The sequence below is a fragment of the Streptomyces capillispiralis genome (assembly GCF_007829875.1).
GTDB lineage: Bacteria > Actinomycetota > Actinomycetes > Streptomycetales > Streptomycetaceae > Streptomyces > Streptomyces capillispiralis.
In genome coordinates this window covers 7,706,074-7,719,534 of record NZ_VIWV01000001.1, presented here as the reverse complement: position 1 = coordinate 7,719,534, position 13,461 = coordinate 7,706,074, and the positions used below count along the sequence as shown (strand labels likewise).

10 protein-coding genes are annotated in these 13,461 nt (G+C 74.7%); 3 read left to right on the top strand and 7 right to left on the bottom strand.

Features of this window, described 5'->3' with window-relative positions; genetic code table 11:
- Positions 1-66: 66 nt before the first annotated feature.
- From FHX78_RS33755 to FHX78_RS33745, 3 genes are all read right to left on the bottom strand, one after another.
- A complete protein-coding gene (locus FHX78_RS33755) occupies positions 67-2,133 on the bottom strand; it encodes a DUF1996 domain-containing protein (protein WP_145872280.1) in 2,067 nt (688 codons plus the stop codon).
- A gap of 320 nt (positions 2,134-2,453) precedes the next feature.
- The gene (locus tag FHX78_RS33750) at positions 2,454-3,131 is read right to left on the bottom strand and encodes a lytic polysaccharide monooxygenase auxiliary activity family 9 protein (RefSeq protein ID WP_145871137.1); all 678 of its coding nucleotides are present in this window, start codon (positions 3,129-3,131) and stop codon (positions 2,454-2,456) included.
- A 261-nt stretch (positions 3,132-3,392) separates the two neighbouring features.
- Positions 3,393-4,025 (bottom strand): GNAT family N-acetyltransferase, encoded by a 633-nt coding sequence (locus tag FHX78_RS33745; RefSeq protein ID WP_145871136.1) that lies wholly within the window; start codon positions 4,023-4,025, stop codon positions 3,393-3,395.
- Positions 4,026-4,131: 106 nt separating this feature from the next.
- On the opposite strand from FHX78_RS33745, the gene FHX78_RS33740 reads away from it, so the two are divergent.
- Positions 4,132-5,214 (top strand): YihY/virulence factor BrkB family protein, encoded by a 1,083-nt coding sequence (locus tag FHX78_RS33740; protein ID WP_145871135.1) that lies wholly within the window; start codon positions 4,132-4,134, stop codon positions 5,212-5,214.
- An 18-nt stretch (positions 5,215-5,232) separates the two neighbouring features.
- On the opposite strand, the gene FHX78_RS33735 is transcribed toward FHX78_RS33740, so the two are convergent.
- Complete coding sequence (locus FHX78_RS33735; protein WP_145871134.1) at positions 5,233-5,688, bottom strand: flavodoxin family protein; 456 nt, start codon at positions 5,686-5,688, stop codon at positions 5,233-5,235.
- Positions 5,689-5,824: 136 nt separating this feature from the next.
- Here FHX78_RS33735 and FHX78_RS33730 point away from each other — a divergent pair, with 136 nt between their 5' ends.
- Positions 5,825-6,478 (top strand): class I SAM-dependent methyltransferase, encoded by a 654-nt coding sequence (locus FHX78_RS33730; protein WP_145871133.1) that lies wholly within the window; start codon positions 5,825-5,827, stop codon positions 6,476-6,478.
- 136 nt (positions 6,479-6,614) lie between these two features.
- The gene (locus tag FHX78_RS33725) at positions 6,615-7,064 is read left to right on the top strand and encodes an SRPBCC family protein (protein WP_145871132.1); all 450 of its coding nucleotides are present in this window, start codon (positions 6,615-6,617) and stop codon (positions 7,062-7,064) included.
- A gap of 82 nt (positions 7,065-7,146) precedes the next feature.
- On the opposite strand, the gene FHX78_RS33720 is transcribed toward FHX78_RS33725, so the two are convergent.
- The 3 genes from FHX78_RS33720 to FHX78_RS33710 form a co-directional block, all read right to left on the bottom strand.
- Entirely contained in the window at positions 7,147-7,746 is a 600-nt protein-coding gene (locus FHX78_RS33720) for an Rv1733c family protein (protein ID WP_145871131.1), read from the bottom strand.
- 128 nt (positions 7,747-7,874) lie between these two features.
- The gene (locus FHX78_RS33715; RefSeq protein ID WP_145871130.1) at positions 7,875-8,948 is read right to left on the bottom strand and encodes a zinc-dependent alcohol dehydrogenase family protein; all 1,074 of its coding nucleotides are present in this window, start codon (positions 8,946-8,948) and stop codon (positions 7,875-7,877) included.
- A 148-nt stretch (positions 8,949-9,096) separates the two neighbouring features.
- Positions 9,097-13,440, bottom strand: a complete 4,344-nt coding sequence (locus FHX78_RS33710; RefSeq protein ID WP_145871129.1) for a cation-translocating P-type ATPase — start codon at positions 13,438-13,440, stop codon at positions 9,097-9,099.
- Positions 13,441-13,461 lie beyond the last annotated feature (21 nt).

Genomic DNA, 13,461 nt, shown 5'->3' with positions numbered 1-13,461 from the left:
GAAGGGGGCGGCGGCGGGACCGGGGGTGGGTCCCGCCGCCGCGCTGCGGGGTGTGCAGGGGTCAGGTCAGGTGCGCCGCACGCGACGCAGTACGACGAATCCGGCGACGACCAGGACCGCGCCCGCGGCGGCGGGCCAGAGCTGGGCGCCGGTCTCGGCCAGTCCGCCCGTCACGGCCTGGGGCTCGGTCCCGTCCGCAGCCGAGGCGTCGCCGCCGCTGGTCGGGGCGTTGGCGCCGGGCGTCTCCTGGCCCGCTCCGTCGCCGTCGGCGCCCTGGCCGGCGCCGTTGGCCCCGGTCGGGTCGCCCGTCTCGTCCCCGGCCGCGTCGTCCCCGGCCGAGGGCGAGGCGTAGACCTCGGGCTGTTCGTCGTCGCCGCCGGGCGCGGCGCCCTCGTCCGCCGGTTCCTCGGTGGCGGGCGTGTCGTCGATCGGGGGCTCGGAGGGGTTCTCCTGCCCGGTGTCGCCGGGCTGTTCGGCACCGTCGCCGGGCTGTTCGGCACCGTCGCCGGGTTCCCCGCCACCATCGCCGGGCTGCTCGGTGCCGTCACCCTTGCCGGGTTCCTCGGTGCCGTCGCCGTCGCCGGGCTGCTCGCCGCCGTCGCCGTCGCCGCCGTCGTCCGGGGCCTCGGGAGACGCCGTGGGCTCCTGCGGTTCCTGCGGCGCCTCGCCGCCCGGCGCCTCGCCGCCCGGCGCCTCTCCGCCGCCGGTACCCGCGCCGCAGGTGCGGCCGCTGTTGATGCAGTCGACCATCTCCCGCATCAGGTCCTCGTCGAAGACGTTGATGAAGTCACCGTGGTCCGTGACCGGCTTGTGCAGCTGCTCCGGGAAGGAGTCCACCGCGAACAGCGGTGTCGTGCGCCCGCCGTCCTCCAGACTCGGCGCGTCGACGTCGTAGACGATGCGCTGGACCAGCTGCGGCACGGGACGGAAGCCGGACGGGCAGCTGCCGTCGGCGGCCGCGAACGCCATGTGCGTACGGTGGTTGGCGCTGTCGGTGTTCCGGCCGTCCCAGCAGCTCTGGAAGTCGAACGTGCGGACCACGTCACTGCCCTGGGGGCACAGCGGGTACTTGTCCTTGAGCTGCCGGTCCTCGAAACCGGTGCAGCTCCAGGAGGCGTTGGCGTTGGCCGGACCGTTGACGAAGGACTTGGCGTCGCCGGTGATGATGCGCAGCAGCCGGGGCATGGCGGTGACCTCGCCGCGCGGGTTGCCGACGAAGGTCAGCGTGACCTCCTTGGGCGTGACGATCTCACCGGCGTTGCCCTCGATGCCGCCGCCCGGGGAGTTGGCGTCCTGCTCCTGGGTCCCGTTCTGCAGCCGCAGCACGGGCCAGTAGTACGCCGACCTGTCCCCCTGGTCCTCGCAGGTCGTGTCCGCCTCCGCCAGGTCCTCGTCGCTGGAGAAGGCGTTGGTGGCCTGGTTGCCGATGTAGTCGTGGAAGTGGTGGGCACCGTTGGCGACGCCGGGCGCCGCGATCACGTTGTCGGAGTTGAACAGCCCGTTCTCGTTGACTCCGCAGCTGCTGGTGAAGGTGCCGCGCGAGGCGTCCTTCGTCGCCCTCGGCCCGGCGGCGTCGGGCTCCACGCTCCGGATGTCCGCGTAGTCGGCGGCGACGGGACCGTTGCCTGCCTGGCCGCCGTTGCCGCCCTGGCCCTGCTCGCCCTCCTGGCCGCCCTCGTCCTGACCGCCGTCGTCCTGGCCGTCACCGTCCTGAGCGCCGTCCTGGCCGCCGGCCGGCGCGGCGGAGGCGTTGCCGGAGTCGCGCACGGCGCACTCGGCCAGCTCGTCGAGGCCCGCCGGACGGTCACCCACCTTGTCGATGGCGGCGGCGATGCGCTCCAGGGTCGCGGACCGCTCCTCCTCCAGGGGAGCCACGATCTTGTCGTCCGCGAAGCCGGAGTCCTGCCGCACGGCCTCGGCCGACTCCGCGAGGCGCTGGTAGGCCTGGGCGATCTGCTCGTCCAGGGCGGCGAGTTCCTTGTCGACGTCGGGCCGCGCCTGCTCGGGGACCGACGTCAGACGGGTCGCCGCGTCCGGGCAGTCGATGGTGGCGCCGCCCAGCACCCGCGCCTGACCCGTGCCCTCGGCGGGCGCGTCGTCCACCGTCGCGGAGGCGTAGACGTTGGCCGCCATCAGCCCCCCTCCGCCCAGGATCAGCGCGACCGCGGCGAAGGTCGCGCGCTGTGGACCTCTTGGTCGTCTGCGTGTGTTGCGTGCCAAGGCAGTACTCCTACGCTTCTCTGCGGGGGTCGGCAGGAAATTCCCACGCCCCATACGCAGAGGGACCGCGCGGCGTTCAAGGGCCGCGGGACTTCTTCGCCGAATCAGCGGGAACAGCGGAGACAGCGCGGTCAGCGGAGTGGGAGCCACCGGCGCCCGGAAAGCGCGAAGTCCCCGCCGGACCGGACGCGTCCGGCGGGGACTCGGGAACGGAGTGGCGAAGTGCCCCGGTGTCAGCCGAAGTTCACGTCACTGCAAAGGAAGTACGTCTGGTCCATGTGCGAGGCCTGCCAGATGGTGTAGACGACGTGGCGGCCGCTGAGACCGGACGTGCTCACCGGGATCGAGTAGTTCTGGCCGGGGGCGTACTTGCCGGTGCGGGCCACCAGCTGGAGGTCGTCCCAGCCCAGCGCCTGGGTGGCGGGGTCGAAGCCCTGCCGGGTGACGTAGACGAGGAAGTAGTCCGCGCCGTGGCTGGCCTGGTCGTACAGCTGGACGGTGAAGTCGTCGTTCACGTTCGTCGTCTTCCAGGCGCCCACCGTGTCGAGGGAGTCGTAGCGCCCGCCCTCGGTGCGCCCGCCGCTGCAGAGCTGGCCGTCGGGGACGACGGCCTGGAAGTTGCCGGCGGACCCGTTGCGGTAGAGGCCGTTCCAGTTCCACATGGCGTTGGGGTCGTCCTGCCACGCCTGCCAGCACATGGGGTCCTGCTGGGCCATCGCCGGGTTCTGGAAGTCACTCCCCCAGCGCTGCCAGCAGCCGTAGTTGCGGGACGCGGGGTCGATCACGGAGCCGTGGGCGACGGCGGTGCCGCTCCACGGGATCAGACAGAGCAGCGTGGCGGCGACGACGCTCAGGGCGAGCGTCAGGCGGGACCTGAGCGACATGAAAGGATCATGACCATGCCAAGCCATGCCATCCTTCTTTCCGATGTGGGGGTTGTGGGGGTGCGGGTGCGCGGGCCCACGCCGGGGCATGGGAGCGCTCCCAGTGCACAGGCTGCGCTCCTCACGGCGGAGCGACAACGTCGATTCGCGCCACTTCCCCACGGGCCGTGGCGCGTTCGATGCGTTCGACGTGTTCGGTGTGCGGGACGCGTTCGGTGCGTGCGCCGCGTTCGACGCCGTTCCAGGTGCTCGGCGGACGAGGACGTCCGGTCCGCCCAGCCGGCCGGCTCAGAGCCGGTCCAGGTCCCCCGTCGTCCGGCCGAGACAGACGACCGAGTCGTCCACCGGCGCGTCGATCTCCTCGAAACCCATGCGGTCGTAGAAGGCCCGGGCGGGCCTGTTGGCCGTCGCCATGACGAGGTGGACGGCCGGCACTCCCCCGTCCCGCAGCGCCGCCAGGAAGGTCCGCATCAGCCGCCGGCCGTAGCCGCGCCCCTGCCACTCGGGCAGCAGGTCGATGTGCAGATGGGCCGGCCAGGCGGCCAGCTCCGGGACGACCATCCGCTCGGGGTGGTGCAGCAGCCGGGCGATCGCCCCGTCCGGGGTGTCCGGGGATCCCGTCGGCTCGGGGTAGCGGTGGGCGACCAGGGGCAGCCACACCTCACGGAAGGCCGCGGCGAAGCGGACCGTGTCGGCGGTGCCGAGGATGTAGCCGACCGCGCGGCCCGCGCCGTCGTCCAGCACGAAGGCCAGCTCCGGCTCCAGGTGCGCGTAGGGGGCCGCGAAGGTGTCCGGGAAGATGCCGGGGTCGGCGTAGAAGGGGCGGCTGTCCTGGCCGTTGCGCGCGGTGCGGACACAGATGTCGTCGAGGGCCGGCCGGTCCGCGGGGCGGTACGGGCGGATCGTGGGGGACTCGGTCATGCGTCGCATCCTGCAACCTTGGGAGCGCTCCCACAACCCGTTTCCGGCCCTTGCCGGTGCCCGGACACCCGGGATTGACGGGCCGGTCCCTGGTTACCCGGCGGCCATGAAGCTGCATATCCCGGGGCGAAACGGCCGACAGGACCCTGAGAGCGCGACGGACCGGCACCGTCCTGACGACCACCGGGCGGAGCGCTCGGCGGACGGGCCGGGGCCGGGCGACGACGTGGAGCGGGCGGCGCCGGACACGCCCGGCAAGCTGCCCAAGGGGGCGTGGGGCGCGGCGCTGAAGGGCAGTCTGCGCGAGTTCAAGGACGACGAGCTGACCGACCGGGCCGCCGCCCTGACGTACTACGGCGTGCTGTCGCTGTTCCCCGCGCTGCTGGCCCTGGTGTCGCTGCTGGGCCTCACCGGCAGGTCCGCCACCGACAAGGTGCTGGACAACCTGGAACAGCTCACCCCCGGTGCGGCCCGCGACATCATCACCCAGGCGGTGCGGCAGTTGCAGGGCAACGCCGGCATCGGCTCCGTCATGGCGATCGTCGGCCTGGTGCTGGCCATCTGGTCCGCGTCCGGCTACGTGGCCGCGTTCATCCGCTCGGCGAACGCGGTCTACGACATGCCCGAGGGCCGGCCGGTGTGGAAGGTGCTGCCGGTGCGGCTCGGCGTGACGGTCGTCCTGATGGTGCTGGCCGTGATCAGTGCGCTGATCGTGGTCTTCACCGGCGGGCTGGCCCGCCGGGCGGGCGACGCGCTCGGCCTCGGCGACACCGCGCTGACCGTGTGGTCGATCGCCAAGTGGCCGGTACTGGTCGTCCTGGTCGTCGTCATGATCGCGCTGCTGTACTGGGCGACGCCGAACGCCAAGGTCCGCGGGTTCCGGTGGATCACCCCGGGCAGCTTCCTGGCGCTGGTGATCTGGCTGGTCGCCTCCGGCGGGTTCGCCTTCTACGTCGCCAACTTCGGCTCCTACAACAAGACCTACGGCACCATGGCCGGTGTCATCGTGTTCCTGATCTGGCTGTGGATCACCAACCTGGCCATTCTGCTGGGGCTGGAGTTCGACGCGGAGATCGCCCGGCAGCGGGCCATCGCCGGCGGTCATCCGCCGGAGGAGGAGCCGTACACCCAGCCGCGCGACACCCGTGCCTGGGACGAGCAGGACCGGCGGCGCATGGGCGAGGAGTGACGGGCACCGGGGCGGCTCTCAGTCCTCCATCAGACCGGCGGCGAGGGTGGCGCCCAGCTCCCAGCATCGTTCCACGGCCGACCTGTCCGGCTCGCCGGTGACGGTCACGGTGTCGGCGGCGCGGCGCCACCCGAGCCCCGTCGTGATCGACTCGATGCCCCGCACCGCGCCCGTGACGTCGTTGCCGCCATGCACGTAGTACCCGAAGGGCCGGCCCCGGGTGGCGTCCAGACACGGGTAGTAGACCTGGTCGAAGAAGTGCTTGAGCGCGCCCGACATGTACCCCAGGTTGGCCGGGGTGCCGAGGAGGTAGCCGTCGGCGTCCAGGACGTCGGCGGCGGTGGCGGACAGCGCCGCGCGCCGCACCACCCGGACGTCCTCGATCTCCGGCGCGGTGGCACCGGAGAGGACGGCTTCGAACATCGCCTGGCAGTTGGGCGAGGGCGTGTGGTGGACGATCAGCAGGGTCGGCACGCACCGACCCTGCCGTGCCGGTCCCCGAGTCCGCAAGCCGGGCCCCTCCCCCGCCGGCAGGGCGGCGTCCCGTTGTGACGGCGGGCCGGGAGTGACACGATGCCCCCGCAGCGGTACGCGAGGACGGGGGTGCGTCGTGGTCGACGAGGAACACGGATCACCGGCGGCGGAGGTGTTCGACGCGCTGGGCATCGAGTACGAGAAGGCGTTCGCCTCCTCCTCGGCCCACCGCGCGTCACTGGACTGGCTGCTCGCGCGACTGGCGCCCGGCAGCCGGGTGCTGGACGTGGGCAGCGGCACCGGACGACCCACGGCCGCCGTGCTCGCCGCGGCCGGCCACCGGGTGCTGGGTCTCGACGTGTCCCCGGTGATGGTGGAGATCGCCTCCCGGCAGGTGCCCGAGGCCGAGTTCCGCTGCGCCGACGTGCGCCGCACGCCGCTCGAGGACGCTTCGTTCGACGCGGTCTGCGTGTACTTCTCGCTGCTGCAGATGACCCGTACGGAGCAGGCGGAGCTCGTGGCCCGGCTGGCCCGGGCGCTGCGGCCGGGCGGTCTGTTCGCGCTGGCCACCGTGCCGCTGGACGTCGAGGAGTTCGACGGGGTGTTCATGGGGCAGCCCGTGCGGGTGACCGGTTTCGCGGCCGAGGACGTCGTCGCCGTCGTCCGCGCGGCGGGCCTGACGGTGCAGTCGCAGGAGAGCGTGATGTTCACCCCGACCCACGCCGACGCCATGCCGGAGCCGCAGTTGTTCCTGCACTGCCGCCGCGAGGAGACGGAACCTGCCGGCTGACGCCCGCCCGCACCGACCGCCCGGCACCGACCGCCCGGTGCCGATCCGCAGGATTGCCCGGCGCGCAATCAGGTACCCGTACCGCGTTCTCCAACGGAAAAGCACGGAAAAGCTCGGAAAGCGAGGTACCTGATCCATGTCGCAGGTAGAGGAATCGATCGAGGTCGACGTCCCCGTCCGCACCGCCTACAACCAGTGGACGCAGTTCGAGAGCTTCCCCGAGTTCATGGACGGTGTCGAGCGCATCGAGCAGCGCACCGACACGCTCACCCACTGGGTGACGAAGGTCGGCGGCGTGGAGCGGGAGTTCGACGCCGAGATCACGGAGCAGATCCCGGACGAGCGCGTCGCGTGGACCACCGTGGGCGGCGAGGCGAAGCAGGCGGGTGTGGTCACCTTCCACCGTCTGCGGGACACGACCACCAAGGTCATGCTGCAGATGGACTTCGACCCCGAGGGTCTCGCCGAGACCGTGGGTGACAAGCTCGGCTTCGTCAAGCGGCAGGTCGACGGCGATCTGAAGCGGTTCAAGCAGTTCATCGAGCAGCGCGGTCTGGAGACGGGCTCCTGGCGCGGCGAGGTCTGACCGCGGCGCCGGCCGGCGTGTCCGGCCGGCGCCCCACCGGCATCCGACACCGACACCGAGGCGGAGCGGCCACCGCTCCGCCTCAGCCCGTCATCCGCCTCCGCCACGCCGGCTCGACCTGCCGCCACTCGGCCTCCCACTCCGCCAGGCGGCGCCGCTCCATCCGGGCCCGGACGAGCCGTCCGCCGAGCAGGACCAGGCCCCCGGCGGCACCGGCGACGGTCACGCCGGTCATGACGATCTGGAAGCCCGCCTCGGCGCCCTCGGCCGGTGCGGCCACCAGCCGCCCCGAGGAGTCCGTCCACACGGTGACCGAGGTGCCCGCCGCGCTGCCCGGTTCGACCCGGGCGCGGCCCGTGCGACCGGTGCCGTCCGGGGCGGTCCACCGCACCTTCGCCCAGACTCCGCCGTCGCCGTCCTCCGTCACGGGCGCGGACGGCGTGCGGGCGGTGTCCTCGGCGACCACGGCCCGGACGGGGTGGCTGCGCTCCCGCCGCTCGGTGAGCGACCCGTCCACGGCGCCGGCCGCCCGCAGCCCGCAGAACGCCCCGAGCAGCAGGGCGAGGACGAGAGTGGCGAGCAGCAGCCAGGCCTCGGCCAGATCACCGCGGCGGCGCAGCGGGTTCCGCCGCCACCGCCACAGCCGCACCCTGCGGGGCCGCGCACCATGCGTCCTGGCCATGGGAGGTCACCTCCTCACGCGGGTGCCGGGCGGCGCCACACCTCCAGGGTGGACCCTCGTACCCCGGTCCGGCACGGGCCGGACGCCCCGTTCCGCCGCCTCCGGCCCCCTCGGGCGCGGGCGACCGGTCAGGCCGTCGGGTGGACGGCGACCACCTCGTGCTGCGGGACACCGAGGACGACCTTGAGCGCCCCGGTCTCGGCGGCGTTGCCGAACACGTCGTACGCCTCCTGCATCCGGTCGAGCGGGAAGGTGTGGGTGACCATGCGGCGGGTGGGGAGCCGGCCGGCGGCGGCCATCCGCAGCAGGGTGGGGGTGGAGTGGGTGTCGACGAGTCCGGTGGTGATGGTGACGTTCCTGATCCACAGGTCCTCGAGGTGCAGGGTGGCGGGAGCGGCGTGCACACCGACGTTGGCGATGTGGCCGCCCGGCCGCACCATGCGGGTGCACAGCTCGAAGGTCTCCGGCACGCCCACCGCCTCGATGGCCACGTCCGCGCCGAGCCCGCCGGTGAGGTCGGCGATCAGCTGCTCGGGGGCCTCGTTCGCGTCGGCGACGGCGTCGGCGCCGAACTCCTTGGCCGCCTGGAGCCGGGCGGCGGCCAGGTCCACGGCGACGACGCGCTCGGGCGCGAACAGCCGGGCGGTGGCGATCGCCGCCAGCCCGACGGGTCCGGCGCCGACCACGACGACGGTGTCGCCGGGGCGTACCCGCCCGTTGAGCACGCCCACCTCGTAGGCGGTGGGGAAGATGTCGGACAGCAGCACGGCGTCCTCGTCCGCGAGCGCGCCGGGCAGCGGATACACCGAGAGGTCGGCGTACGGGACCCGGACGTACTCGGCCTGGGTGCCGTCGACGCGGTGGCCGAGGATCCAGCCCCCGCCGCCCCGGCACTGGCCGTACATGCCCTCGCGGCAGTAGCCGCAGCGCCCGCAGGCGCTGACGCAGGAGACCAGGACCCGGTCCCCCGGGCGTACCGTGCGCACGTCGCCGCCGGTCTCGACGATTTCGCCGACCGCCTCGTGGCCCAGCACGGTGCCGGGGCGGACGTCGGGCACGTCGCCCTTGAGGATGTGCAGGTCCGTCCCGCAGATGGTGACGGCCTCGACGCGCACGATGGCGTCGTCGGGTTCCTTGACGGCCGGGTCGGGGACCTCCTCCCAGGCGGCGTGCCCGGGTCCGTGGAAGACGTAGCCCTTCATGCCGATCCTCACCCCTCTCGCTGTGCGGCGGGCCCCGGGTGGGTGCCGGGGCCACCCTGCTCTTCCAGTCTGTGCGCACAGCGGCGGTTCTGCCGACCACGGACGGCCCCGGGGGCCGTCCGGCGACGGCCGCCCCCGGGGCGTGCGGTCACGCCACCGGCCGGGCGATGCCGCCGTGCACGAAGGGGCGGGTGCGCCGGGCGGACTCGCCGAGCCGCTCGGCGAGCCGGGTCGCGCCGTCGTAGAGGTGGCGGACCGGCTCCATGCGTTCCAGGCGGGGGGCGAGGGCGGACAGGGTGATGGCCAGGGCGATGCCCAGCCAGGCGACCGGGCCGAGCGGGGTGCAGCCGAAGAAGTGGCTGACGCCGGGCGTCTGGACCAGGGCGGCGAGCACCGCGGCGGAGCCCAGGGCCGTCGCCCACACCAGGGGGCTGTGGCGGCGGCCGGACAGGGTCTGCACGAGCTGCGCGCCGACCACGCCGCACAGGGCCATCGTGGTGGAGCGGCGTTCGGTGCCGGGGGTGAACCGGCCGATCAGGTACGCCGTGACCGCGCCGAGGCAGGTCGTCACGCCGCGGCGCCGGATGGCGCGCAGCAGGGGCGCGCCGAGGACGTCGAGGCCCATCGGGCCGGTCGCGGCGTGCGCGGCCGTCGACGGGTCGTCGCTCGGGGTCACCGCCACCGCCATCGCGGGGAACATGTCGGTGAGCAGGTTGACCAGGAGCAGCTGGCGGGTCGACAGCGGGGAGGAACCGGCGAGCAGGGTGCCGAGCACGCTGAATCCGACCTCTCCCGCGTTGCCGCCGATGAGGATGCTCACCGCGTCGGCGACGCTGCGCCACAGCGCGCGGCCCTCGCCGACGGCGTCCACCAGGACGGACAGGTCGCCGGTGGTGAGCACGAGGTCGGCGGCGTTGCGGGCGGCGGCCGAGCCGCGGGACTCGATGCCGACGCCCACGTCGGCGGCGCGGATGGCGGCGGCGTCGTTGGCGCCGTCGCCCGCCATCGCCACCACCCGGCCGGTCTGCTGCAGGGCCTCCACGACGTGGAGTTTCTGCTCGGGGGCGACCCTGGCGACGACGGCGGCGCCGTGCAGGGCGCGGACCCGCTCGCTGCGGCTCATGGCGACGAGTTCGTCGCCGGTGACGACGTCGGTCTCCTCCGGCCAGCCCAGTTGCAGGGCGATGGCCCGGGCGGTCTCCGGGTGGTCGCCGGTGAGCATGACGGGCAGGATGCCGGCCCGGCGCAGTTCCGTGAGCAGTTCCTGCGAGGTGTCGCGCGGCACGTCCGCCAGGGCGATCAGTCCGGCGAACTCCAGGTCCGTGAGGTCGGCGTCGAGTTCGGCGGCGGCGTCGGAGCCGCGGCACGGGCGCCGGGCGACGGCGAGGACGCGCAGGCCCTGTCCCGCGAGGGTGTGGGCGGTGGCGGCCGCGTCGTCGGGAAGGTCCCGGCAGGCGGGGAGCACCGTCTCGGGGGCGCCCTTGACGACGAGGAGCGCGCCGGTGTCCTCCGCGTCGCCGTCCCGGCCGACGGCCGCCGCGTAGCCGCGGCTGGCCTCGAAGGCGAGTTCGCCGTCGGCGGTCCAGGCGGGGTCGGGCGGGGCGACGTCGAGGACGGCCTCGTCGGTGGCGTGCGCGACCCGGCGTCCCTCACCGGTCTCCTCCTGCGGGCAGGCGCGGGCGGCCAGCCGCACGACGGGCACGGCTTGTTCGGCGTCCGGGGCGAGGACGGTGCCGTCGGCGGTGGCGGCCCGTACCAGGCGCAGGCGGTTCTCGGTGAGGGTGCCGGTCTTGTCGAAGCAGACGGTGTCGACCCGGCCGAGCGCCTCCAGGGTGCGCGGGGTGCGGACCAGGACGCCGCGCCGGGAGAGCCGGCGGGCGGCCGCCATCTGGGCGACGGTCGCGACCAGCGGCAGGCCCTCGGGGACGGCGGCGACGGCCACGGCCACACCGCCGCTGACGGCCCGTCGAATCGGGCTGCCGCGCAGCAGGGACAGCCCGGTCACCAGGGCTCCGCCGGTGAGCGTGACCGGCAGGGCCTTGCGGGTCAGTTCCTGCAGCCGTGCCTGGACGCCGGCGGGCGGCGGGGTGCGGGCGGCCAGGGCGACGGCCCGGCCGGCCTCGGTGCGGTCGCCGGTGTCCACCACGAGCGCGTCCGCCCGGCCGGCCACCACGGTGGTGCCCTCGAAGACCATGCAGGTGCGCCGGCCGACCGGCGCGCCGGGCGTCGGCTCCAGGGCCTTGGTCACCGGCAGGGACTCGCCGGTCAGCGCGGATTCGTCGACCTCGAGCCCGTCCACCTCCAGCAGTCGCGCGTCCGCCGGTACGACGTCGCCGGCGCCGAGGCTGATCCGGTCCCCCGGCCGCAGCCGTGCGGCGTCGACGGTGACGGTGCGCTCGCGGCCGACCTGCCGGCGTGCCTTGGGCTGCTGCCGGGCCGCGAGCCGGGCGAGGGCCCGTTCGGCGCGCAGCCGCTGGAGGCCGCCGGCCACCGCGTTGATGTCCATGGCGCCGACGACGAGCAGGGCGTCGACGAGGGAGCCGAGCAGCGCCGAGGCGACCGCCCCCGTGGCCAGGACGGGGGTGAGCGGGTCGTCGAGTTCGCGCCGGACGGCGCCCGCCGCCTGCCAGGTCCAGCGGACGGGGGCGGCCGCGGGCGTACGGGTGATCCGGGCCGCCCGCTGCCGGGACCGCTCGGCGAACTGGGCGAGTCCGCTCGGCTCCTCCTCGGTGCGGGTGTCGCGCAGCAGTTCGCGTGCCTCGTGCGGTTCGAGGGCGTGCCAGGGCACGTGCAGCCGGGGTTCGGGCGGGGTGGCCCGGGCCACGCGTACGGCCTCGGTCCAGCCGGTGAGCAGGGCGCCCGCCGCGGCGATGTTCACGGGGGCGTGCCGGGTGAGCCGGCGCCAGAGCCGGCCGCCGGGTGTGCCGCCGCGGGCCACCATGAGTCCCGACAGGGCGGCGCCCGCGCGGGCCATGGTCTGCGAGCGGCGGCCGACCCGGCGGGCGGCCGGAATGGCCGTCAGCAGGCGCCACACGTCCCCGAGTCCGCCCGGGGCGAGGGCGTCGGCGCCCCAGGGGACCGCCGTGCGGGTGTCGGTGAGGGCGATGGCGACGTCTCCGGCGGGCAACCCCCGCGCCACGTCGTCGTCCCCGTGCTCCGCGACCCGGGCGACGCTCACCACGATGTGGCCGTCGTTCTGCAGTGCCCTGACGACGTCGCCGAAGGGGAGGTCGGCGGGGGCGACCTCGTCGGCGAGGCGGGTGATGTCCTTCAGATCCGCGCCCCGGGTGATCACGACGTGGAGGCCGGCGCGGCGGGCGGCGTCGAGGACCGCTTCGGCGCTGGGGTCGACGGGGTCCTCGAACAGGGCGGGCGCGCCGTCGTGGCCGGAGCCGGTCCGGGCGGGGGTGCGCAGGGCGTCGGCGTGCAGGACGAGGGAGTCGGCGATCTCCAGCTGGCGCAGCCGTTCGGCGCTGCGGACCAGGACGCCGGACCGGGCGAGGTGGGTGCCGAGGACCGCGTCGAAGGCGGCGGGACCGTAGCGGGCCGCCTTCGGGGACCCCGCCAGGGCGGCCTCGGCCGCCTCCCGGGTGTCGTGGGTGACGAGGAGGGTGGCGGCGGCGCCCGCGATGCTGCCGGTGCCGGCGTGGGCGGCGTACGCCTGGGCGGGCGTCACCCGCAGGGGCGGGCGGGTGTCGGCGGGGCAGGGGATGCTGGGGCGCTGTTCGAGGCAGATGTCGTCGTGCAGGGCCTCGAAGGCCGCCGCGCGGGCCGCCGCCTCGGTGAGCTGGCCGGTGCGCAGCAGTCCGTCGAGGACGAGGGCGACCGGGGACTGTCCGGCGCCGTGCGCGGCGGCGTTGGCGGCGGCGAGCAGGAGTTCCATGCCGCTCCGGCCGAACCGCTGCCGCAGCAGCGCCCGGAAGCGGGGGTTCTCGCGCAGCAGGGTGACTCCGGCGGTGACCGCCTTGGGGCTCCGGGGCAGGCGCAGTGACCTGGCGGTGAGGGCGCCGGCGGTGCCGGCGGCGTCCAGCAGCAGGGCGGTGGCGGCGACCCGGACCTCGCGGGGGTCGCCGGGGTGGGCGGTGCTGGTCTCGTCCTCCGGGCCGGCGTCCTCGGTCAGTCCGAGGCGGGCGGCGACGGCGACGGCGTGTTCGGTCACGCGGTCGCCGGCCGCGTCCGCGACGGCGGTCACGACGAGCCGGGACAGCCCTTCGTCCCAGTAGGCCGCCAGCACGTCCGGGTGGTCGAGGAGTTGGGCGGCGGCCTTGCGGGCGAGCGGCCCGACGGCGCCTTCCGGATGGCGCAGGGCGAGGTGGACGCGGTGTCCGGCCCGCCAGTGCCGGCCGCCGCCGAGGGCGTTGCGGGCGACGTGGCCGAGGCGGCGCGTCGTGTCGTGGACGGACGTCATGCCCTGTGCGGTGCCGCGGGCGGCGCCGACGGCGGCGCCCGCCACGGCCCCGGCGAGGGGGGCGACATCGAAGCGTGTGAGCATCGGAGGGTGTCCCGTGATCGT

What these genes read in the sequence shown, in the direction of transcription:
- FHX78_RS33750 (WP_145871137.1), bottom strand. Translation starts at nt 3,131, where the DNA reads ATGGCTTGGCATGGTCATGATCCTTTCATGTCGCTCAGGTCCCGCCTG.
- FHX78_RS33755 (WP_145872280.1), bottom strand. Translation starts at nt 2,133, where the DNA reads ATGGCGGCCAACGTCTACGCCTCCGCGACGGTGGACGACGCGCCCGCC.
- FHX78_RS33745 (WP_145871136.1), bottom strand. Translation starts at nt 4,025, where the DNA reads ATGACCGAGTCCCCCACGATCCGCCCGTACCGCCCCGCGGACCGGCCG.
- FHX78_RS33725 (WP_145871132.1), top strand. Translation starts at nt 6,615, where the DNA reads ATGTCGCAGGTAGAGGAATCGATCGAGGTCGACGTCCCCGTCCGCACC.
- FHX78_RS33715 (WP_145871130.1), bottom strand. Translation starts at nt 8,948, where the DNA reads ATGAAGGGCTACGTCTTCCACGGACCCGGGCACGCCGCCTGGGAGGAG.
- FHX78_RS33720 (WP_145871131.1), bottom strand. Translation starts at nt 7,746, where the DNA reads ATGGCCAGGACGCATGGTGCGCGGCCCCGCAGGGTGCGGCTGTGGCGG.
- FHX78_RS33710 (WP_145871129.1), bottom strand. Translation starts at nt 13,440, where the DNA reads ATGCTCACACGCTTCGATGTCGCCCCCCTCGCCGGGGCCGTGGCGGGC.
- FHX78_RS33740 (WP_145871135.1), top strand. Translation starts at nt 4,132, where the DNA reads ATGAAGCTGCATATCCCGGGGCGAAACGGCCGACAGGACCCTGAGAGC.